The sequence below is a fragment of the Methylobacterium sp. AC433 genome (assembly GCF_979253015.1).
Window position 1 is genome coordinate 64143 of the sequence record NZ_CEEDBN010000004.1, and the last position, 22570, is coordinate 86712.

General features: G+C 66.7%; 8 protein-coding genes. 2 read left to right on the forward strand and 6 right to left on the reverse strand.

The window, feature by feature from the left end; all coding sequences use genetic code 11:
- Positions 1 to 82 precede the first annotated feature (82 nt).
- Positions 83 to 2548, reverse strand: a complete 2466-nt coding sequence (locus AC0IWM_RS08410) for a glycogen/starch/alpha-glucan phosphorylase (RefSeq protein ID WP_471754602.1) — start codon at positions 2546 to 2548, stop codon at positions 83 to 85.
- 557 nt (positions 2549 to 3105) lie between these two features.
- On the opposite strand from AC0IWM_RS08410, the gene AC0IWM_RS08415 reads away from it, so the two are divergent.
- Both AC0IWM_RS08415 and glgA read left to right on the forward strand, forming a co-directional pair.
- Positions 3106 to 4701 (forward strand): alpha-amylase family glycosyl hydrolase, encoded by a 1596-nt coding sequence (locus AC0IWM_RS08415; RefSeq protein WP_471754235.1) that lies wholly within the window; start codon positions 3106 to 3108, stop codon positions 4699 to 4701.
- A 191-nt stretch (positions 4702 to 4892) separates the two neighbouring features.
- Positions 4893 to 6398 (forward strand): glycogen synthase GlgA, encoded by a 1506-nt coding sequence (gene glgA / locus AC0IWM_RS08420; protein WP_471754237.1) that lies wholly within the window; start codon positions 4893 to 4895, stop codon positions 6396 to 6398.
- Between the two features lie 124 nt (positions 6399 to 6522).
- Here glgA and glgB read toward each other — a convergent pair whose 3' ends face one another.
- From glgB to treZ, 5 genes are all read right to left on the reverse strand, one after another.
- Positions 6523 to 8826, reverse strand: a complete 2304-nt coding sequence (gene glgB / locus AC0IWM_RS08425; RefSeq protein WP_471754239.1) for a 1,4-alpha-glucan branching protein GlgB — start codon at positions 8824 to 8826, stop codon at positions 6523 to 6525.
- Entirely contained in the window at positions 8827 to 12084 is a 3258-nt protein-coding gene (treS, locus tag AC0IWM_RS08430) for a maltose alpha-D-glucosyltransferase (protein WP_471754241.1), read from the reverse strand.
- Positions 12085 to 12256: 172 nt separating this feature from the next.
- Positions 12257 to 15637 carry a maltotransferase domain-containing protein gene (locus AC0IWM_RS08435; protein WP_471754243.1) on the reverse strand — a complete coding sequence of 1127 codons (3381 nt, stop codon included), beginning with the start codon at positions 15635 to 15637 and terminating at the stop codon, positions 12257 to 12259.
- Between the two features lie 169 nt (positions 15638 to 15806).
- Entirely contained in the window at positions 15807 to 20714 is a 4908-nt protein-coding gene (locus tag AC0IWM_RS08440; RefSeq protein WP_471754245.1) for a malto-oligosyltrehalose synthase, read from the reverse strand.
- Positions 20714 to 22516, reverse strand: coding sequence for a malto-oligosyltrehalose trehalohydrolase (gene treZ / locus AC0IWM_RS08445; RefSeq protein WP_471754247.1), 1803 nt, complete (start codon positions 22514 to 22516; stop codon positions 20714 to 20716). The genes AC0IWM_RS08440 and treZ overlap by 1 nt, the downstream gene beginning before the upstream one ends.
- Between the last annotated feature and the right edge of the window lie 54 nt (positions 22517 to 22570).

Sequence of the window (22570 nt, forward strand, 5' to 3'; positions counted from 1 at the left end):
GCCGACGGGATGCGCCTCGTTTCGTTTGGGGGTTGCCGGCCTTGGGAGCCCGGTCCTCATGGCGGGAACCGGGCGATCCTGATCAGCCGAGACGGACGCGCCAGATCTCCTCGGCATACTCGCGCATGGAGCGGTCGGAGGAGAACCACGCCATCCGTGCGGTGTTGAGGATTGCTGTCCGCCACCAGGCCTTTGAATCGTTCCAGGCCTGATCCACGGAACGCTGCACTCGCCAGTAATCGTCGAAATCGACGGTCAGGAGATAGCGGTCGTTGTGGCGCAGATCGTCGACGATCGGCTGGAACCGATCGGGCTGCTCGGGCGAAAAACCACCGACTGCGATGAAGTCGAGGGCGGCCTTCAGGCGCAGCGAGGCCGCGATCGCCGCCTCGGCGTAGTTCGGCTCGGCCATCCGGGCCTGCACCCCGGCCGCATCCAGGCCGAAGATGAAGATGTTGTCGGCGCCGACGTGATCCCGGATCTCGATGTTCGCACCATCGAGGGTGCCGATCGTCAGCGCGCCGTTGAGGGCGAGCTTCATGTTGCCGGTACCCGAGGCTTCCATCCCGGCGGTCGAGATCTGCTCGGAGAGGTCGGCGGCCGGGATGATCGCCTCGGCCAGGCTGACCGAGTAGTTCGGCAGGAAGACCACCTTCAGCCGACCGGCCACGTCGGGATCGGAATTCACGACCTTGGCGACGTCGCAGGCGAGCTTGATGATGAGCTTGGCCTGGATATAGCTCGGCGCCGCCTTGCCGCCGAAGATCTTCACCCGGGGCGTCCAATTGGCTTTCGGATCGGCCTTGATCGCCTGATAGAGGGCGACGGTTTCGATCACGTTCAGCAGCTGGCGCTTGTACTCGTGGATGCGCTTGATCTGCACGTCGAAGAGAGCCGACGGATCGATGCTGATCCCGGTGCGGTCCGCGACGACCTGGGCCAGGGCGACCTTCCGGGCGCGCCGCATGGCGGCATAGCGGGACTGGAAGTTCGAATCCGAGGCGACCTCGGCCAGCCCAGTGAGCAGTTCGGGCGTGTCGAGCACTTCCGGCCCGACGGCCTCGATGGCGAGGGCCGTGAGCTCGGGATTGGCGTTGTGGAGCCACCGCCGAAAGGTGATCCCATTGGTCTTGTTGACGATCTTGTCGGTGTCGAGGGCGTGCAGATCCTTGAACACGGTTGAGCGCATCAGGTCGGTGTGCAGGGCGGAGACACCGTTCACCCGTCGAGCACCGAGGAAGGCGAGGTGGCCCATGCGAACCCGCTTTCCATGGGTCTCGTCGATGAGCGAGACGGCGGCGAGCTTCTCAGCGGAGCCACGGCCCTGCTTGCCCTGCTCCTCCAAGTGCATCCAGTTGATCAGGTAGATGATCTGCATGTGGCGCGGCAGCACCCGTTCCATCAGCTCGACCGGCCACGTCTCCAATGCCTCGGGCAGGAGCGTGTGGTTGGTGTAGCCGAGCGTGTGGGTGGTGACGTGCCAGGCATCCTCCCAGTTGAAGCCGTGATCCTCAAGGAGGAGCCGCATCAACTCCGGCACCGCGATGGCGGGGTGCGTATCGTTCAATTGAATCGCTGCGTGGTCGGGCAGGGAGCGGAGGTCTCCACGCTCCGCCACGTGACGGCGCACGAGATCCTGGAGCGACGCCGAGGTGAAGAAGTATTCCTGCCGCAGGCGTAGTTCCTGACCTTCCGTCGACGAATCGCTCGGATAGAGCACCCGCGAGATCGCCTCGGCGCGCGCCCGGCTTGCTACCGCACCGACATGGTCGCCGCCGTTGAAGCGGGCGAGTTCGATCGGGGCCTCGGCCTCGGCCTTCCAGAAACGCAGCGTGTTCACGTGGCGTCCGCGCCAGCCGACCACGGGTACGTCGTGGGCCACGGCCCGCACCGTCTCGGCCGGGTGCCAGTGCCGGCGAATCACGCCCTCGGAGATCGACGACATGGTGACGTGACCGCCGAAGCCGATGGTGTAGGTCGCCTCGGGCCGTACGAATTCCCAGGGGTTTCCCTCGGCGAGCCAGGTCTCCGGGGCCTCCTTCTGCCAGCCATCCTCCAGGGACTGCCGAAACAGGCCATGGTCGTAGCGGATGCCGTAGCCGATCGCCGGGATCGACAGGCTCGCCATACTCTCCATGAAGCAGGCGGCGAGACGGCCGAGTCCCCCATTGCCCAGCGCGGCGTCCGGCTCGGCCGCTTCCACGTCGCCCAGTTCGACGCCGAGTTCGCGCAGGGCCGCACGGGTGGTCTCGACGAGGCCGAGATTGTTCATGGCGTCCGAGAGGAGACGCCCGATCAGGAATTCGAGGGAGAGGTAGTAGACGCGCTTGTTCGGGATCGACGCGTCACCGTCGAGGCAGGAATCGACGATCCGGTCGCGCAGGGCGAGCGCCGTCGCGGCGAACCAATCGCGCTCGCGGGCGGTCCGGGGCGTCTTGCCGATGGCGTAGGCGAGCTTCGCGAGGATGGCCTCGCGCAGGTCGGCCACCGCGTCGCCGGATGGCCTCGCCAACGGCCGGGTCCGTTCCTGCGTGAGGGGCGCGCCCATCCGCCCCGTCACGTCCGGGCCGGCCATAGACGCGGTGATGTCGGCATTGTCTCGTCCGATGAGTTTGTCGTTCAGCACGTCTCAAGTCCCCCTTCTCGGCCGTGAAACTCGGTAGTCGTGTCCGGAATGACAACCCCCGGGTGGTCGTTCCCGTCGCTACACACGTTCCGCGCACGGCCTCGTCCCCGTCGTCGCGTGTCACGATCCGGCGCTGCTCCGCGATCGCGAGATCTCCATGGCTTGGCGTCCGATCCTGGCGCCGGGGCGGCTACTCCGCACTTCACCAATCCTGAGGAATCTCTACTTCTTCAGAGTGCCGTACCTTGCTTGCCTGAGCATGCCCTCACTGAAGTGAATATCTTTGCCGCTAGACCTGCGTCCAAGATTTGAACCGGTCCTGCACTGCCCGACAGTCTCAGCCAAACCGCGCGGGAATGAGACCACACCACGTTCGAATATTGTCTGAACGACATCGTCCGGCGATGGGTCGCGAAACGTGTCAGCAGCCGCTAGGGTCCGCCCGGGACGCAACCGGGACGCGTCGCCGGAGGGATGGCATGGCGGACACGGTCTGGTGGAAGCGCGGCACGGTCTATCAGGTGTACCCGCGCTCGTTCCAGGACAGCGACGGCGATGGGATCGGGGATCTGCGTGGGATCACCCGCCGGCTCGACTACCTCGCCTGGCTCGGCGTCGATGCTGTCTGGATCTCGCCATTCTATCCCTCGCCGATGGCGGATTTCGGCTACGACGTCGCCGATTACTGTGGCGTCGATCCCCTGTTCGGGACGCTGGCTGATTTCGATGCGCTCATCGCCGAGGCACATTTTCGCCGGCTCAAGGTGATCCTCGACTTCGTTCCGAACCACACCTCGATCGCTCATCCCTGGTTCGTGGAGAGCCGGGCGTCGCTCACGAGCCCGAAGCGCGATTGGTACATCTGGCGTGATCCGGCCCCCGACGGTGGCCCACCCAACAATTGGATCAGCAATTTCGGCGGCCCCGCCTGGACCCGCGACGAGGCCACGGGACAATATTACTATCACGCCTTCCTCCGCGAGCAGCCGGATCTGAACTGGCGCAACCCGGATGTGCGGGCCGCGATGCACGATGCGCTTCGCTTCTGGCTCGACCGCGGCGTCGATGGCTTCCGCGTCGACGTGATCTGGCATCTGATGAAGGATGAGGGATTCCGCGACAACCCAGAGAATCCGGGTTTCGGGCCTGGACAGGCGGAGATCAACCGCTTCGCCCAGGTCTATTCGGCCGACCGGCCGGAGGTGTTCGACGTCATCGCGGAGATGCGGGCGGTGCTGGCGCCTTACGGCGAGCGCGTGCTCATCGGCGAGATCTATCTCCCCGTCGAACGTCTGGTGGCATATTACGGCACTGACCTCGCAGGCGTCGACCTGCCCTTTAACTTCCAACTCATCCAGACTCCATGGAACGCCCGCTCGGTGGCCGATCTCGTGGTGGCCTACGAGGAGGCCTTGCCCCCGGGCGGATGGCCCAACTGGGTCATCGGCAATCACGATCAGCCAAGGATCGCCGCGCGGGTCGGCGCCGAACAGGCCGCCATCGCGGCGATGCTTCTCCTCACCCTGCGCGGCACGCCGACACTCTACTACGGCGATGAACTCGGGCTCGCCCAGGTGAACATTCCGCCGGAGCGCGTGCAAGACCCTTGGGAGCGTAACGAGCCAGGCCACGGGCGCGATCCGGAACGCACGCCGATGCAGTGGGACGATTCTCCGAATGCGGGCTTCAGCACGGGTGAACCCTGGCTTCCTCAGACCACGGACGCTGGCATTCGCAACGTCGAATCTCAGCGCGACGACGCACGGTCGTTGCTCACCCTGTATCGTCGCCTGCTGCGCCTGCGCCGGGATCACACCGCGCTCGCAACTGGGACGTTCAGAATCCTGCCCACCACTACGGTTTTCGTCTTTGCCTACGAACGTGAGGACAGTGCCGGAAAGCTCCGCATTCTGCTGAACTTCAGTGCATCGCAGCAGGAGGTCATGATCACCGGTCCAGGCGAAAACCGCTGGTCCATTCTGCTCTCGACGCATGCGGTTCGCATCGGCGGAATGCTCGAGGCCACGATCACACTGGATGCGAACGAGGGCGTGATCCTCATCCAAGCGGCTTAGAGGGCGAGCTTCCAACGGTGCCGACGTGTGGAAAGCGGGCACTTTTGTCCCGCTTCGAGAAAGTTCCTGAACGTGGCTTGAATTGTGCAACGCAACGGAACAAAAGCCGTCTCGCTGTGTTCACGAGGTCGACGTCGATGCTGGGCTCTCGCTCTCCGTTCCCGCCCCTCGCTCGACCCGGGAACGTATTCATGAGCCTGTCGGATCAGCCCGATCACTTCGACCTCCACCACAGCACCCGATCCCGTCAACAGCTTCAACCCCGCATCCTCTTCGCCACCCCCGAGATGGCCGACTTCGTGAAAACGGGCGGCCTCGGCGAAGTGGCCGGTTCGCTTCCCCGAGCCCTGCGCCGGCACTACGACGTCCGTGTCCTCATTCCGGGTTATCGGCAGGTCGTCGAGCAATTCGACCACATCACGGTCGTCGCACAACTGCCCGGACAGGCCGGCATCCCCCCCTGCGACCTCGGCCTCGTGGAGACCGGCGACGGGCTCAAAGTCTACGTCATCCTCAACGCCGATCTCTACCAGCGCGACGGCACGCCCTACGGCAATGCCCAGGGCGATTTCGGTGACAACGATATCCGCTTTGCCCGCCTGAGCCTCGCCGCCGCAGAGCTCGCACGTGGCATCGACCCGGCCTGGGCGGCGGACCTCCTGCACCTCAACGACTGGCAGGCTGCCCTCGCCCCCGCCTACCTCGCCTGGAGCGGGCTACGGGTGCCGAGCATCCTCACTGTCCACAACCTCGCCTATCAGGGCGTCTTCCCACGTGAGTCCCTCGGGCGCCTCGGCGTTCCGGAGGACGCGTTCCAGATGGACGGGGTCGAGTTCTACGGCCAGCTCTCCTTCCTCAAGGCCGGGCTCTACTACGCCTCGCACGTGACCACGGTGAGCGAGACCTACGCCCGGGAAATCATCACGCCGGAATCCGGCTGCGGCCTCGACGGGCTGCTGCGCACGCGTGCGGCGCAGGGGCGCCTTGCCGGCATCCTCAACGGCATCGATGAGAGTTGGGATCCGCGCACCGATGCGCACCTGGCCGCTCGCTTCGAGATCGACGACTGGAAGGGCAAGCGGGCCAATGCCGAGACCGTCCGGCGGCAGTTCGGCTTGGCGGTTTCGCGCGGTCCGCTCTTCGCCGTCGTGTCCCGCCTCGTCCACCAGAAGGGCATCGATCTCAGCATCGGCGCGGCCGAGTCCATCGTGGCCGAGGGGGGCCAATTGGTTGTGATCGGCCAGGGCGAGGGCCGCTTCGAGGGCGCGCTGCGGGACCTTGCCCGGCGTCATCCCGCCTCGGTCGGCGTCCATGTCGGTTTCGAGGAGCGCGATGCCCGCCGGATGTTCGCCGGCAGCGACTTTCTTCTGATGCCGTCGCGCTTCGAGCCCTGTGGCCTCGCTCAAATGTACGCTCAGCGCTTCGGCTCGCTGCCGATCGTCCACCGTACCGGCGGTCTCGCCGACACGGTCGAGGATGGCGTCACCGGCTTCACCTTCGGCGAAGCGTCGGCGCGGGGCTTCTCCGGCGCCATTCGCCGGGCCTTCGAGGCCTTCGCGCAGAAGAAGCGCCTGAACGCCATGCGCCGCCACGCCATGTCGCGCTCGTTCGGTTGGGACCAAGCTGCCACCAACTACGCCTCGCTCTATGCCAGGGCTTTCGGCAATACCGCCGGCCTGCGCCTGCGCGCGGCCTGACTTCAGGGATCTCAAACGGCCGAAACGAAGAAAGCCGGCGGGGCGACCCGCCGGCTTTCTTCGTCTTGAGGCCGCCCTCCTTCTCACAGGAGGGCCTGCAGGAAAGAAAACCTTTCGGAAAAGCTCAGCCCTCGCGAACGAAGATCGTCGTGGCCAGGGGCGGGATCGTCAGCGACACCGAGTAAGGCTGGCCATGGCTCGCGACGGCTTCAGCCTGGACGCCGCCCATGTTGCCGACATTGGAGCCGCCGTAACGCCCCGCATCCGAATTGATCGCTTCCCGGTAGAACCCGGCCGCCGGAACGCCGATGCGGTAGCCCTCGCGGGGCACCGGCGTAAAATTCGAGACCACGATCGCGATCTCGTCCGGCTCGCGACCCTTGCGGGCCCAGGCGATAACGCTGTTGTCCTGATCGTCGGCGACGAGCCACTGGAAGCCACCGGCCTCGGTGTCACGACTGTGGAGGGCCGGAGTCGATGCGTAGAGATGATTGAGGTCGCGAATCAGATCCTTGACGCCCTGGTGCATGCCGTCTTCCAGCAAGTGCCAATCGAGGCTCTGGTCGTGGTTCCACTCTTTTTCCTGGCCGAACTCGCAACCCATGAAGAGGAGCTTCTTGCCCGGATGGCCCCACATGAACCCGTAATAGGCCCGAAGGTTCGCGAACTTCTGCCAGCGGTCGCCCGGCATCTTGCCGAGCAGCGACCCCTTCCCGTGCACCACCTCATCGTGGGACAGTGGCAGGATGAAGTTTTCGGAGAAGGCGTAGAGAAGGCCAAACGTCAGGTCGTGGTGGTGGTAGCGCCGATGGATCGACTCCTTCGAAACGAAGTTCAGGGTGTCGTGCATCCACCCCATGTTCCATTTGAAGCCGAAACCGAGGCCACCGGTGTAGGTCGGATGCGAGACGCCCGGCCAGGAAGTCGACTCTTCCGCCACCGTCAGGGTGCCGGGCGCGTGCGCGTAGGTCGCCTCGTTGGTCTTGCGCAGGAATTCGATGGCGTCGAGGTTCTCGTTGCCGCCGTAGCGGTTCGGGATCCACTCACCCTGCCGGCGCGAATAGTCGAGGTAGAGCATCGACGCGACCGCATCCACGCGCAAGCCGTCGAGGTGGTAATGCTCGAGCCAGAAGCGCGCATTGGCCGCCAGGAAGCTGGACACTTCGGTGCGGCCGAAATTGTAGATGTAGGTGCCCCAATCCTGGTGAAACCCCTGACGTGGATCCGCGTGCTCGTAGAGGTGCGTGCCGTCGAACTGGCCTAGGCCGTGCGCGTCGAGGGGGAAGTGGCCCGGCACCCAGTCCAGCATGACGCCGATCCCGGCGGCATGCGCGGCATCCACGAAGGCCGCGAAGTCGTCCGGCGTGCCGAAGCGGCTGGTCGGCGCGAAGAGCGAGACCGGCTGGTAACCCCACGACCCGTCGAAGGGGAACTCCGTGATCGGCAGCATCTCGATATGGGTGAAGCCCATCTCCTTGACGTAGGGGATCAGGCGCTCGCCCAGTTCCCGGTAGGTCAGGTAGCGGTTCCCCTCCTCGGCGACGCGCGCCCAGGAACCCAGATGCACCTCGTAGATCGAGATCGGGATGTGGCGCGGGTCCTTCGCGCCCCGCGTCGCCATCCACTTCTCGTCGTGCCATTCTGGGTCGTTCGTGCCCTGAAGCACCGACGCGGTTTCCGGCGGCTTCTGAGCCGCGAAGGCGACCGGATCCGCCTTGAGGGGCAGGAGCGATCCGTCGGCGCCGCGGATCTCGTACTTGTAATGCGCGCCTGCCTTCAGGCCGGGAATGAACAGTTCCCAGATCCCGCCATTCTGCCAGAGCCGCATGGGATGGCGGCGACCATCCCATTTGTTGAAGTCGCCGACGACGCTGACCCGGCGGGCATTGGGTGCCCAGACCGCGAAGCGGAAGCCGTCGATGCCGTCGACCGGACGGTGCTGCGCGCCGAGGATGCGATAGGTGACGTTGCTGCCGACCTCGCGCAGGTTGTCGATGTCCTCCTGGCGGAGCGAAGAGCCGAAGCTGTAGGGATCGTGGCGCGAGCGCTCGACGCCGTCCCAAGTCTCGACGGACAACTCATAGAGCGGGCGCCCGTCGCTCGGCACGCGCGCGATGAAGAAGCCGTCTGGATGCCGGCGTTCGAAGGGAACGCGCTGGCCGCCCACGAGCAGGCTCGCGGACTTGGCCTCAGGTAGGACGGCGCGGACCTCCCATTGCCCCGGGCCGACCTGATGCGGACCCAGGACGGAGAAAGGGTCTCCGTGGTTCGCCGCCATGATGGCGGCGATCGCATCCGGGTGGAGGGAACCGGTCTCTGGCACCGCCGCCTGAGGCGCCCGGGTGGCAACGGGCGCAACGTCCGCCGATCTGGAGGTGCCGGATGCCGGGCCGGTCCTGCTCGCGAACGTCTCGTCGATGCCCATCATTCAAACGCCTCTCTTGATTTCATCCAGAATGTTGAGAACCCCACGGGCGGGGATTTCGATCCAGTCGGGACGATTGTTGGCTTCGTAATCGACTTCGTAGAGCGCCTTCGTCAGGAGCGAGAGCTTGAGGAGGCGGCTCTCCGTCTGGGGGTCGGTCACGGCGGCCCGGCTCACGGAGACGGCCTCGCGGTAACCGTCGAGGAAGGCCGCATCGATCATGCCGCGCCAGGCGATCGAGGCCCGGCGGGCACGCTCCTCGGAATCCGAGAAGCGTGCCGCGATCCCGCGGGTCACGGTCTCGGCGCCGTAGGCGAAGGAGCGCAGCATCCCTGCCACGTCGCGCAACGGCGTCGACTTGATCCTGCGCTCATCGGCCGGCCGCGAGGGCTCGCCCTCGAAGTCGACGATGACGAGATCATCCTCGGCCGCGAGCACCTGCCCGAGATGATAATCCCCGTGGATGCGGGTCTTCATCGCCCCGACGGGTGCCCTGGCCGTCAGCGTCTCGATGGCGGTCTCGACCTCGTGGCGGCGGCCGGCCAACTCGGTGCTCGCCGCGTTGGAGGCACGGCCCGCGAGGCCATCCAGGCCGCGGAACGCCCGCTCGGCCTGACGACGGGTATCGTCGCCGAGGGCATAGAGGTCGGCGTGGTCGAACGGCTCGGCCGCAAAGGCCGGGTCGTCTGTCTCCACCGCGAAGGCATTGTGCATCTCGGCCGTGCGGCGTCCGAGCAGGATCGCCCAGCGCAGATGGGTCTCGAAAGCCTCGGCCGGGGACGGCGCCTCGCTCTCGGGCGCCAGCACCACCGTGTCGAAGTCACGACGCAGACCTTCGAGCATGAGCGTCCAGGCATCACCCTGGTTCGGCACGAAGGCCTGCAGCACAGCGAGCGCGGTGCGGGTACCCTTGGCGTCGACGTGTTCGAGGACGCCGAGGAGGGCCGGCGTGTTGCTGAAATGCGCCGTCTCGGTGAGGAAGCGCCCAACCTCGATCTCCGGATGGACCCCGGTCTGAAGGCGGCGCAGGAGCTTGAGCATCATCTTCGAGCCAATGGCGATCGATGTGTTGCTCTGCTCGGCGTTCAGCGAGCGGACCTCGCTGGCCTCGAACGTGATCTCGCGGTCGAAGGCGGAGGTAGTGGAGAAGACGAGGCGCCCGGTCTCGGTGGCGATTTCGCGGCCCTCGCGCATGCCCTCGATCATCGAGACCGCGAAGTTCGGCGAAGCGGCGGCGCCAAGGAGCAGGCCGGTGCGCGGACCGCGGCGGACGCGGGCGACGGCGTGCTGGAGCATCGCCTCGTCCTCGCGTCCCTCGTCGACGGCGACCGGGACGAAGTAATCCTGGCGCTCGCCCGTGGAGAGGTGGACCGCGACGCGGGGCAGGAGGAACTTCGCCTCGCCGGTGCCATCCTTGAGAGCCGCGCTGTCGGTGACCTGCACCGATTTGATGCGCGAGCCCTTGGCGGCGAACCAGCGGCGGGTCGCGATGAACCGGGGCGCCACCGTACGCTCGAAGGCAATGCGCTCGCGCCCCGCCATCAGGGTCTCGATCCCACCGGTGAGCACCAGCGTGAAAAGCTCCGGCAGTTCCGGCTGCGGGCCGATGCTGCCGGTGTTCGCGGCGCTCAGCGAGAACCAGTAGAAGCCGTAGGACGGCAGCGTGAGCAAGTACGGCAGTTCGCCGATGGCCGGGAACTCCGAACCGCCGGTGAGCTCGATCGGCACCGCGCTGCGCAACTCCGACAGGTCGAGTTGCACCGCCTGCGGAGCGCGCGACAAGTTGGCGACGCAGAGGACCCGCTCGCCCTCGAACTCGCGAATCCAGGCCAGCACCTTGCGGTTCGACGGATACAGGAACTGCATGCCGCCGCGACCCAGCGCGACCGAGTTGTTGCGGATCGCGATCATCCGGCGCGTCCAGTTCAGAAGGCTGGTCTGAGACTGGGTCTGCGCTTCGACGTTGATCGCATCGAAGCCGTAGATCGGGTCCTGCACCGAGGGCAGGAACAGCTTCTGCGGGTTGGCCCGGGAAAAGCCGCCGTTGCGGTCGGGCGACCACTGCATCGGCGTGCGCACGCCGTCGCGATCACCGAGATAGATGTTGTCGCCCATGCCGATCTCGTCGCCGTAGTACAGCACCGGCGTGCCGGGCATCGACAGGACGAGGGACTTCATGAGTTCGATCTTGCGCCGGTCGTTCTCCAGCAGGGGCGCGAGGCGGCGGCGGATGCCGAGGTTGATGCGGGCGCGGCGCTCGGCGGCGTAGAACGACCACAGGTAGTCGCGCTCTTCGGCCGTCACCATCTCGAGCGTCAGCTCGTCGTGGTTGCGCAGGAAGATCGCCCACTGACAGCCCTCGGGGATCTCCGGGGTCTGGCGCATGATGTCGGTGATCGGGTGCCGGTCCTCCCGGGCGATCGCCATGTACATGCGCGGCATCAGCGGGAAGTGGAATGCCATGTGGCACTCGTCGCCGTCGCCGAAATACTGCGCGGTCTCCTCGGGCCACTGGTTGGCTTCCGCCAGCAGCATCCGGTCGGGATAGCTCGCGTCGAGGGCCGCGCGGATCGCCTTGATGACCGTGTGGGTCTCAGGAAGGTTCTCGCAGTTCGTCCCGTCGCGCTCGATCAGGTAGGGAATCGCGTCGAGGCGCAGGCCGTCGACACCCATGTCGAGCCAGTAGCGCATCACTTCGATCACGGCCTCGAGCACGGCCGGATTGTCGAAGTTCAGGTCCGGCTGGTGGCTGTAGAACCGGTGCCAGAAATACTGCTTGGCGACCGGGTCCCAGGTCCAGTTCGAGACCTCGGTGTCGAGGAAGATGATGCGCGTGTCCGAGTACGGCGTGTCGGTGTCCGACCAGACGTAGAAGTCACGCTCCGGCGAACCGGCCGGGGCCTCGCGGGCCCGCTGGAACCAGGGATGCTGGTCCGAGGTGTGATTGATGACGAGCTCGGTGATGACGCGCAGGCCACGCTCGTGCGCCGCGTCCACGAACTTCCGGAACTCCTCCATCGTACCGTAGGACGGATTGACGTCGCGATAGTCGCCGATGTCGTAGCCGTCGTCGCGCAGCGGCGAGGGGTAGAACGGCATCAGCCAGATGGCCGTGACGCCGAGGTCGCGGACATAGTCGAGCTTCTGCGTCAGGCCCTCGAAATCGCCGATCCCGTCATTGTTGGAGTCGAAGAACGACTTGACGTGGATCTGGTAGATGATGGCGTCACGGTACCATTGCGGATCGCTGCGATCGATCATCGCGTCGTTGCCTCATGCGTCGAGTTCAAGGGCGTGTCCGGGGCATCCGCACCACTCACAGCGATGAGACTGGGGTGTGCGGCGTCCGTCAGCGGGGTAGGCGCCGACAATCGGGCGACACGACGACGGCCCGCCTGGGCCGCCGGGTTTTTTGCTGACACGGGCACGGGGCTTACGCAACCCGGCTCGGAGCGCGAAGGCGCCAGATCACCGTGGAGCGCTCCGCGGGATCGAGAGCGATGCGGTGCGATTTCCCACGCAGCTCGAACTTGTAGCCGAGCAGCAGGTCCTCCACCTCCACCGCGCCGTCGTCCGGCTGACCGAGCAGCCAGAGCGGAACCTCGTAGGTGCATTCCTGACGGTTGCGCGGGTCCAGGTTGACCAGCACGAAGATGCAGTTGTCTCCGTCCGGCGTCACCTTGGCGTAGCCGATGATTTGGTCATTGTAGGCGCCGGTGAAGACGACGTTCCGGAAGTCCCACAGGGCCGGATTGTCGCGCCGGATCTGATTCAGCTTGATGATGTGCTCGCGGATATTGCCAGGCCGGTGATAGTCCCAGGCCTTCAGCTCGTACTTCTCCGAGTTGAGATACTCCTCCTTGCCCGGATAGGGCTCGGCCTCGCACATCTCGAATCCGTTGTAGATGCCCCAGACGCTCGACAGCGTGGCGGCCAGGGTCGCGCGCACCACGAAGCCCGCCCGTCCGCTGGTCTGAAGGTAGATGGGATTGATGTCAGGCGTGTTGGCGAAGAAGTTCGGCCGATAGTATTCGCCCATCTCGCCGGCGAGTTCGGTCGAATAGGCAATCAGGTCCGCCTTGGTGTCGCGCCACGTGAAGTAGGTATAGCTCTGCTGATAGCCGGCCTTGGCGAGCTTCTTCATCATCTTCGGGCGCGTGAAAGCCTCGGCGAGGAAGATCACGTCCGGATAGCGCGCGTTGACCTCGGCGATCATCCATTCCCAGAACGGGATCGGCTTTGTGTGCGGGTTGTCGACCCGGAAGATCCGGGCGCCGAGTTCGGCCCAGCCCATGACGATGTCGCGCAACTCGATCCAGAGGGACGGCAATGCGCCGCCGTAGAAATGGACGTTCGAGATGTCCTCGTACTTCTTAGGGGGGTTCTCGGCGAATTTCAGGGTGCCGTCGGGGCGCCACTCGAACCATTCCGGGTGGTTCTTGATCCAGGGATGGTCCGGCGAGCACTGGATCGCGAAATCGAGCGCGACCTCCATGCCATAGGCGTGGCTCGCCGCCACCAGACGGCGGAAGTCGTCGAGGGTGCCGAGTTCGGGGTGCACCGCCTCGTGGCCACCCTCCTCCGAACCGACCGCGTAGACCGAGCCGACATCGCCCGGCAGAGCCTTGAGGGTGTTGTTCTTGCCCTTGCGGTTGGTCTTTCCGACCGGATGGATCGGCGTGAAGTACAGCACGTCGAACCCGAGTTCGCGGATCTCGGGCAGGCGTCGGATCACGTCATCGAAGGTGCCGTGGCGGTTCACGTCCATCGACTGCGAGCGTGGGAAGATCTCGTACCAGGCCGAGAACCGGGCCGCGAGGCGGTCGGCGATCACCGGTACGTTGACGGGGTAGCGCGAGAGGTTGATGCGCGGCGCGTGCCGACGGATCAGGTGGGCATTGGCCGGCTCCAGCATCAGGTCGAGCTGCGCGGCCGAGCCCGTCCCCGCCGCTTCGAGGTCGCCAACGAGCGCGTTCAGGCGGGCGGCATCCGGGCCGGTCGCGTTCTCGGACGCGCCGATGACGAAGGTCACGCCCTCGATGGTCTCCAAGCGGACGTCGACGCCGGCCTGGCGCTTCTTCAGGGTGTCACGGACCCAGGACGAATAGCCGTCGCGCCAGGCCTGTATGGTGAACTCGTAGCGGGCATTGCGCAGGAGCGGGAAGTGCCCGCCCCAGCGGTCGTTGTCCACGAAGACCATGCGGTCGGCGCGCCACGCGGTCTCGCCGACCACCCGGGACAAGATCTCGGCGTCGATGATCTCGTGGCCGTCGCTGAAGATGTCGGCGGTGACGTGAACGCTCTCGCCGACCACGCGCTTCACGGCGGAGCGACCACCGTCGAGTTCCGGCATCACCGCCTCGATCACGACCCGGCCCTCGCCGGTCGGCGTGCTCGGCTTCGGGGCGCCCTTCGCATCGGCACGCTCCGCGGCGAGGATGCGGAATTCGCCGGGCGCCAATGTCAGGGCGATCCCTGGGCGAAAATCGATGGGGTCGGCCTGCGGCGTCCGGTCGATGAAGTCGCCGAGCATGCCGCCGGTCCGGGCAAGCAGGGCACCGGGCTCGACAGGAGCCGGGTGCCCGGTCGGATTATAGAGCACGAGCGTGGCGCTGCGGGCCGAGGCGCCGTGCCCGGTGTCGAAGCGCAGGAGCGCGGTGTAGGGCGCGTCGGGCGACGAGATGCGCGCCTGCGCACCCTCGACATTGGCCGCCGGCAACTCGGCCCGCAGGGCGTTGATCGCCGCGATGGGGGTGGAAATGTCGATGCCCGTGGCGGATTCGCGCGCCTCCGGCGTCGTCTCGACGACGTGCAGGGCGCGCCGATAGCCCCACTCATAGCCGATCGGCATCAGCACGCCGGCCGAGAAGAAGGCCGACAGGGCGTAGCGCGCCGTCAGGTGACGGGCGATGGCGGTCGGATCGCCATCCAGGTCGGCCGCCAGGCGGGCCATGTCATGATTTTCGGGGAAGGCGATCGAGGGCGCGATGACGCGTAGGCGCTCGTACTGATCGAGAGCCCAGGACGCCTTGAGATCCCACCAGGCGAAGCTGTTGAACAGGTAGTCGAAGCCGGCGCCGGCGGTGGATTGTGCCTCCGCGAAGGTGCAGCCGAGCGTTTCGGCCGCGAACAGGCAATCCGGCTCCAACGCCTTCGCGGCACCGATCAGGTCGCGCCAGACCGTGGCCGGCACCTTGTAGGCGGCGTCGCAGCGGAAGCCCTGCACGCCGAGGTCCTGAAGGCGATTGACGTAGCCCGACCAGAAGGCGGTGAGTTCCCGGCGCGAGCCCTCCGAATGGTAGTCGAGTTCCGCGAGGTCGCCCCAGACCGTGCGGATCGACGGATCATCCGGATCGACGGCATACGGGCTTTCGATCCGACCCTCGCTATCCTTCACGAACAGGTCGGGGCGCTGTGCGGCCAGCGGACCGTCCATGGCGGTGTGGTTGATGACGAGGTCCGTCATCACGCTGAGGCCCTGCGCGACCGCCGCAGCGCAGAATCGGCGGATCTGCTCGTCGTCCGATGTGCCGTCGTGGTCGCGAAAACGTTCGTCCAGGCGGTCCGGGTCGGCCACGGCGTAGAGACTGCGCGAGCCGCCGGTCTGGTGGAAGGGGTTGAGATAGATCCAGTCGAAGCCGAGGGCGGCGATCCGTGGAAGCTCGGCGGTCCAAGCCGAGACACGGCCCACCAGGAGCGGGAAGAGATTGTAGATGCGCGGCCCTTCGGCCCTGGGCGCGAGGGCGGCGGGAAGCGGCACCTGACCGGCTGCGGTCCGCTGGGCGGCGGTCGTTGCGGGGCTGGGTGCGTTCATGCGTGCTCCATCTCGTCTGTGCTTGCGCGACCGCTGAACCGACGGTGGGTCGCGCGAACCCGCACGCGGCGGGTCCAAGGGGACGCGACCGCGACGGGGAAGGTCGATCCCTCCCCCGCGTCGATCGTGTCGGTGCACTCCGCATCTCGGGAGCGCGTTCGGTCCACCGTCAGCGAACTCGCTTCAGGACGGCATAGGGCAGACGCGCGAAGGCCCGTCCGAGTTCGATCTTGCCATCCTCGCAGACGAGTTCGTGGCCGCTGACGAGATCGGTCCAGGCCGATCCCGGCGTCACCGCAATCCCCGTCCCGGCGAAGGCGTCGCCCGACCAGATGGCATCTCCGACGAGGCCGGAAACGAGGCGTGGCACCGCGACCACGAGATCACCCTCGCCCGTCGTCGCATCGGAACGTGTGAATGCGATGACATGGTCGGCCCGGGGACCAGACGCGGGGAGCGCCTGATAGTCGGCATCGGCGTAGAAGCTCGGGCGCGCGGCGCGGTCGGCGAGCAGCCTGGCCAGGGTCGCCTGCTTCACCCGCCCATCCGTCCAATGCGCCAGGAGGTCTGCGGCCGGCCTCCCCTCGTCCAGGGCGCGCGCCAGCGCCGGATAGTCAACGGGACGCCGGTTGTCGGGGTCGACGAACGAGAAGTCCCAGAACTCGGTGCCCTGGTAGGTGTCGGGCAGGCCCGGCAGAGTCGCCTTGAGCACGGTCCGGCCGAGGCCGGCGATCATGCCCAGATGGGCGAGACGCTTCGCGAAGGGACGCAACTGCGCCAGGAACGCGGAACCCGGTGCGATCAACTGGGCGAACAGGTCATGGACCGCGCCCTCGTAGACTTCGTCGACATTGACCCAGCTCGACCGACGCTTGGATTCGCGCAGGGCCTTCTCGGCATAGGCGTCGAGACGACCGCGGAAATCCTCGATCGCGGTCGCGTCATCCGCCTCCAGCAATTCCAGCGGCCAGGCGCCGAGGATGGCCTGGAAGAACATCCACTGATCGTTGGCGTCCGGCACCGGCTCCTTGTCGACGACCGTGAGGTGGGGCTGGGCGAGATTCGTCCAGGTCTCCCAGGCGACGCTCCAATCCTTCGGAATTTCAGAGAGGGCGAGCAGGCGCGAGCGGGCATCCTCGCCGCGCTTGGTGTCGTGGGTCGCGGTCGTGATCATGGCGTTCGGCCAATCGCGGGCCCGCGCCGCCTGCAGCATATGGAAATGCTCCGCGTCGATGCCGTACTCGCCCGGATCGCCCCCGACCTCATTGAGGGCGAGGAGCTCGGCGAAGCGGTAGAACAGCGTATCCTCGAGGCTCTTGGCCATGACCGGGCCGGTGAGCTGCTGGAAGCGGCGACGGAAACGCAGGATCACCTCCGGGTCCGGCCGACCCGGACCCGTCACGTCGATGCGCCCGAGCATGGCGTCGGCGGCGAAATCGTGCACGGAGCGATCCGGCAACGCGCTCCAGCGCTTGGCCTTCTTCACGGCCGTCTCGATGAGGCGGATATCCTCGTCCTCGACGTCGCTCTCGTCCAGGTCCCCCGGCAGGTAGCTCCGATAGGTCGGGAAGCGCGCGATGATCTCGATGAGCGCCCTGCGAATGGCGTTGACCGAGAAATCGCGGGTGCGGCGGTCGGCATCCGCGACCGCCTTGAGGTCGGAGGTCATCACCTCCAGCTCGGAGGCGAAGCTGATCTCGAGAATCTCGGCCTTGGCGGCGCGGAGCATGAATTTGTAGGGCTCGTCGAACTGCGTACGGCTCTCGTAGAGCATACGGATCTCGGCGCGCTTCCCCTTGTCGACGAGGATGCCGTCGAGCTGGTTGAGCACGTCGTAGCCGGTCGTGCCGGCCACGGGCCAGGGCCGCAGGCGCTCTCCGGGTTCGAGGATCTTCTCCACCACGACGTAGAAGCCCGGACCAATCGCGGCCTGGAGCGCACGCGCATAGCCGAGCGGATCGGCGAGGCCGTCGATGTGGTCGATACGCAGCCCGTCGATCCGCCCGGCCTCGATGTGGCGGAAGATCGTCTCGTGCGAGCGCTGGAACACGTCGGACTTCTCGACGCGCAGTCCCGCCAGGCCGTTCACGTCGAAGAACCGACGGTAGTTGATGTCGCTCGCGGCGATCCGCCAATGGGCGAGGCGGTAGGATTGCTGCTCCAGCAGGCGGTGCAGCGGGCCGAAGCTGTCCGGGTGGCCCTTGGCGCCGTTCAGCAGTTTCAGCGTCCGCCCGATGGCCGCCGCGATGGCCGGCGAGGCCTCGACGGCCTCGACGAGGCGCTCCTTGAGCTCCTCGGCCTCGGCCGGAAAGGCTCGGCGACGCTCGTCACTCGTCTCCTCACCCATCAGGCGCAGGCGCTCGGAGATGCCGAGAACCTCCAGGGCGGCGGCGTCCTCGATGTCACCCAGGGCCGCGAGCGAGCGATTGAGGATCGTCGGGTATTGCAGCGGACAGATCGGGAATTCGTGCTCATAGTGCCAGATGCTGAAAGCGCCCTTCTCGGGGTCGAATTTCAGCGCCAGCGTCCCCTTCTCCAGAGCCTCGCCGTAGCGGTCGCCGAGGAAGGGTACGACGAGCTTGTTCTTGGCGCCGAGACGCGACCAGTCGATGTCGAAGGCTTCGGCCGACGGCGAGAGGCCGCCCCATTCGAGCACCGAGAGCCACCACGGATTGTCGGCGCCGCCGACGCCCATGTGGTTCGGCACGATGTCGAGGAGGAGCTTGAGGCCGGCTCCGTGGAGCACGTCCGAGAAACGCACGAAGCCGCCCTCGCCGCCCAGTTCCGGGTTGATCGTCGAATGATCGACGATGTCGTAGCCGTGGGTCGAGCCCGGCCGGGCCTTCTGGATCGGAGAGGCGTAGACGTGGCTGATGCCGAGCTTAGCCAGATAGGGAACGATCTTCTCGGCATCCGCGAAGGTAAAGTCCTTGTGGAACTGCAGGCGGTAGGTCGACCGGGGCGGAGCCGAGGCGAGGCGGGCGGCACCCGAGCGGGGGCCACGGTCCTCGGCGGCCAGGGAGGCGGCGAGCTTGGCCAGCGGACCGCCCGGGGCAGCGATGCTTTCCAGCGTGCGATCGAGCTTGCGCCGCCAGTTCGGATATCCCTCCGTCGAGCCCGGGACGTTGGCTTGAGACAACTCGGAGACGACGTCCTCGTACTGAACGGCCGTCAGCATGGACGGCGCCCGCCCGAGATAGCGGGCGGCGGCCTCGAAGGGCGCCGCCTCGGGCGGATCGTAGCTCGGGAGCAGCTGTTCGCCCGCCAGCGCCTCGGTAAGCCGGGCGCGCTCCTCGACGCGCTCGCGGCGCTCCGCATCGGCCCGCTCGGAATCGTAGAGGCCGAGGGCCTGGCGAGTGTCGGTGTCGACGCCCCGCCACCAGCCGACGAAGGTCGGCAGGTCGTGGGTGGTGATGGCCGTCAGGGCATCGCGGGGATAGGCGGCGGGCGGCTTGAAGCGGGCACCCTGCTCTCGCTCGAAGGCGAGGATGCGGTAGCTGAGGATGCCGGCCTGCATCAGCGCATCGGAGAAGCCCTCCGGTGCGGTCCCGAGATCCTCGGCGATGACGAGGCACTTGGCGCGATGGCTCTCCAGACGCAGCACCGCGAGCATCGGTTCGAACGGCATCGCGACGTAGGCGCCCTCCTTCGCCGAGCGTCCCACGGGAATCAGGAAGAGGCGAGCGAGCTGGAAGGCGTGGTCGATCCGGATCGCACCGGCATGGCGCATGTTCGCCACCACGAGGGCGCGGAACGCCGCGAGCCCGTCTCGCTCCATCTCGAGCGGGTGGAAGGCGGGCAGGCCCCAATCCTGCCCCTTCGGAGCCAGCAGGTCCGGCGGCGCACCGATGGAGACGCCGTTGGCGAAGCGCTCGGGATGGGACCAGATCTCGGAGCCGCCGCGGTCGGCGCCCACCGCCAGGTCGCGATAGAGCCCGAGGCGCATGCCGGTGCCGAGGGCGGTGTTCGACGCGTCCTCGAGCTGGCGGTCGGCGAGGTACTGCAGCCAGATGTGGTAGGTCACCGCCTCGGCATGGGTTTCGGCGAAGGCGCGCACCGCGGGCGTTCCGTTGCGGCGCATCTCCTCGGGCCAGTCGCCGAGCCATTGGGCGCCCTGCGCCTGGAAATGCTCGGCGAGGGCCTCGAAGGTACCGTGGGCCTTGAGGTCCTCGCCGCCAGCTGACCGGAAGGCGGCGTAGCCGGCATCCATCCCGTCACGTGCCGCGGATTCCTGCCACAATGCCCGCAACACCGGCGAGAGCACCGCCCAGACGCCGGCATGCTCGACGAGCTTGGCCTCCCGCAGGGCCTCGATCCGGTCCGCCATGGAGGCCAGGAGATCGGCGGCCTTGGATCCGACGAAGCCCGGCAGGGCGCCGGGTTCGATGAAGAGGGTCTCGAGGAAGAGCCGCGAGGACGGCGAGTAGGGCGAGATCTTGGTGCGATCGGTGGCAAACAGCGCGTGGACCGGGCTGAGGCCCAGGAAGGATGCTCCGCGCAGGCCCGCATCCCGTGCCGCGCGGCCCGCATCGGCGTAGGAGCCGATCCCGAGGTTGTCAGGCGAACGCAAACCGTAGAGTTGTGCCGCCAAGCCCCAGTCACGGGCTCCCTCGTCGGCATAGGCCCGCGGACGCCAGCAGCGCTGCGGCGCCGAGATCACCCAGGCCTCCGAACGGTGTTCGCCGAGGGCGACCGACAGGCGGTGATAGCCGGGTGTGAGCGGCGGCAGCTCGAAGCCGGAGCCGGAGCCCGTGACCGCGACGCGACCCTCGCGATGATGGCCGCGCTCGTCGACGAGACGCCAGGACAGGGTACCGCCGGCACCCGCCGTCCGGATCGGTATGCTGGTCGCGCGGCGTGCTTCGGCCGGCAGCAGCGGCGGAATCAAGCCGCTGCGCACCGCTTCGACCTCGGCGAGGCTTCTCGCGATATCGTCGTCCGTCTCGGTGGGGAAGCCGAGCGCTGCGATCATCCCGCGCCGGACGTCGAGGGCGGTTTCCACGGGCTGCCCGAAGGCGTCGGTGTAGCCTGCGGCGACGCCGAGGAGGTCGGCGAGGCGTTCGAGGTCGCGGCTCATCACTTCACACCCGTCAGGAAGACACCCGTCCATGACGGGAGTTCGATCGATCCGTTGCCCGACCCACTCGACCAGATGACCTGCGCGTCACCGCGCTCGACGGTGAAATCATCGACACCCAGATTGGCGACGAAGCGCAGCCGGCCGCCCTGGTAAGTCCAGGTACAGTCGACGACGTCGGCGCGCGGCAGGACCGCCTTGGCGCCGAGATAGGGGGTCTTCGTCAAAGGCACCACGCTCTGGTGACGGATCTGAAGCAGGTTGCGCGTGTCGGCCAGGACGGCACGGTGAGGCGCCTCCGAGCGCTCGGCCCAATCGATCCGCGAATCCGTGAAGGTCTTCGCCTCCGTGGGATCCGGGATCACCGACGTGTCGTCGGCGAAGGCCGCGAAGCTCTTGAATTCCCGGCGCCGTCCCTCGCGAACCGCCTTGTTCAGCTCCTCGTCCGGCGCGAAATCGACGAAGAACAGGAACGGCGCGGTCGCCGACCATTCCTCGCCCATCCAGAGCATGGGAATCTGCGGACTGAGGAGCAGACCGGCCCGGGCGAGTGCGAGCTTCCGGGGATCGCACAGGGCGCTAAGGCGCTCTCCGAGAGCGCGGTTTCCGACCTGATCATGGTTCTGCAGGAAAGTGACGAAGGCCGAGGGGGGCAAGTGGGCCGATGGCTCCCCGCGCGGATGATTGTCGAGGGTCGGGAACGGCTCACCCTGATAGGCGAACCCCTCCGACAGGCAGCGAGCGAGGTGCTCGACCGGCTTGTCGGCGAAGCTCGCGTAATAGCCCGCATCCTCGCCGGTGAGCAGCACGTGCCAGCAATGATGCAGGTCGTCCGCCCACTGCGCGCTGTGTTGGATCGCCTGCCCCTGCGGATCGCGTTCGAGCCATCGGGCCTGATTCGCCTCGTTCTCGAGGACGAGGTGGATGTGGCGCCCGGGTAGGCGCGCGCGGATGGTCTCGGCGAGCTCGCCGATGAAGTGTTTCTCGGAATCGTCGAGGATCGCATGCACCGCGTCGAAGCGAAGTCCGTCGAAGTGGAATTCCTCGAGCCAATACAGGGAATTCTCGATGAAGAAGTCGCGGACCACGCGCCCGCTGGTCTCACCGTCGAAGTTGATCCCTGCGCCCCAGGGAGTCTGGTGGCGTTCGGTGAAGAAGGTCTTGGCGTAGGCGTTGAGGTAGTTCCCGGCCGGGCCGAAGTGATTGTAGACGGCGTCGAGGAAGACCATCAGCCCGAGAGCATGCGCCTTGTCGATCAGCCGCTTCAGGTCGTCCGGTCGGCCGTAGACGCTGTCCGGGGCGTAGGGAAGGACGCCGTCGTAGCCCCAGTTGCGCGTGCCCTTGAAGTCGGCAAGCGGCAGGAGTTCGATGGCGGTGACGCCGAGGTCACGCAGATCCTCGAGCTTGCCTTCTAGGGCGGCATAGGTGCCCTCCGGCGTCGCCGTGCCGACATGAAGCTCGTAGAGAACGACCTCTTCCCACGGCCGCCCCTTCCAGTCGCCGTCTGCCCAATCGTGGGCACGAGGATCGACCACTTCGCTCAGACCGGAGACATCGTCCGGCTGGAAGCGGGAGGCCGGGTCCGGCACCACGAGATCGCCGTCGATGCGGTAGCCGTAACGCGCGCCGCCGCTCAGGCCTGGGACGGTCAGCCGCCGCCAGCCCTCACCCGCCTCCGGCATCGGATGATCGGTCCCGTCGAGGACAAGTTTCACATCCTTGGCGGTCGGAGCCCAGAAGGCGAACCTGACCCCGTCCTTCGACACTTCGCTGCCGAAGGCCATGCTGTGGGCGCGCCGCATCAAGCCACCATCTTCCGTTTCTCGCGTTCGCCGCGGTCCGTGAGCGTCCGTCGC

What these genes read in the sequence shown, in the direction of transcription:
- glgA (WP_471754237.1), top strand. Translation starts at nt 4,893, where the DNA reads ATGAGCCTGTCGGATCAGCCCGATCACTTCGACCTCCACCACAGCACC.
- AC0IWM_RS08415 (WP_471754235.1), top strand. Translation starts at nt 3,106, where the DNA reads ATGGCGGACACGGTCTGGTGGAAGCGCGGCACGGTCTATCAGGTGTAC.
- glgB (WP_471754239.1), bottom strand. Translation starts at nt 8,826, where the DNA reads ATGATGGGCATCGACGAGACGTTCGCGAGCAGGACCGGCCCGGCATCC.
- AC0IWM_RS08410 (WP_471754602.1), bottom strand. Translation starts at nt 2,548, where the DNA reads ATGGGCGCGCCCCTCACGCAGGAACGGACCCGGCCGTTGGCGAGGCCA.
- AC0IWM_RS08440 (WP_471754245.1), bottom strand. Translation starts at nt 20,714, where the DNA reads ATGAGCCGCGACCTCGAACGCCTCGCCGACCTCCTCGGCGTCGCCGCA.
- AC0IWM_RS08435 (WP_471754243.1), bottom strand. Translation starts at nt 15,637, where the DNA reads ATGAACGCACCCAGCCCCGCAACGACCGCCGCCCAGCGGACCGCAGCC.
- treZ (WP_471754247.1), bottom strand. Translation starts at nt 22,516, where the DNA reads ATGCGGCGCGCCCACAGCATGGCCTTCGGCAGCGAAGTGTCGAAGGAC.
- treS (WP_471754241.1), bottom strand. Translation starts at nt 12,084, where the DNA reads ATGATCGATCGCAGCGATCCGCAATGGTACCGTGACGCCATCATCTAC.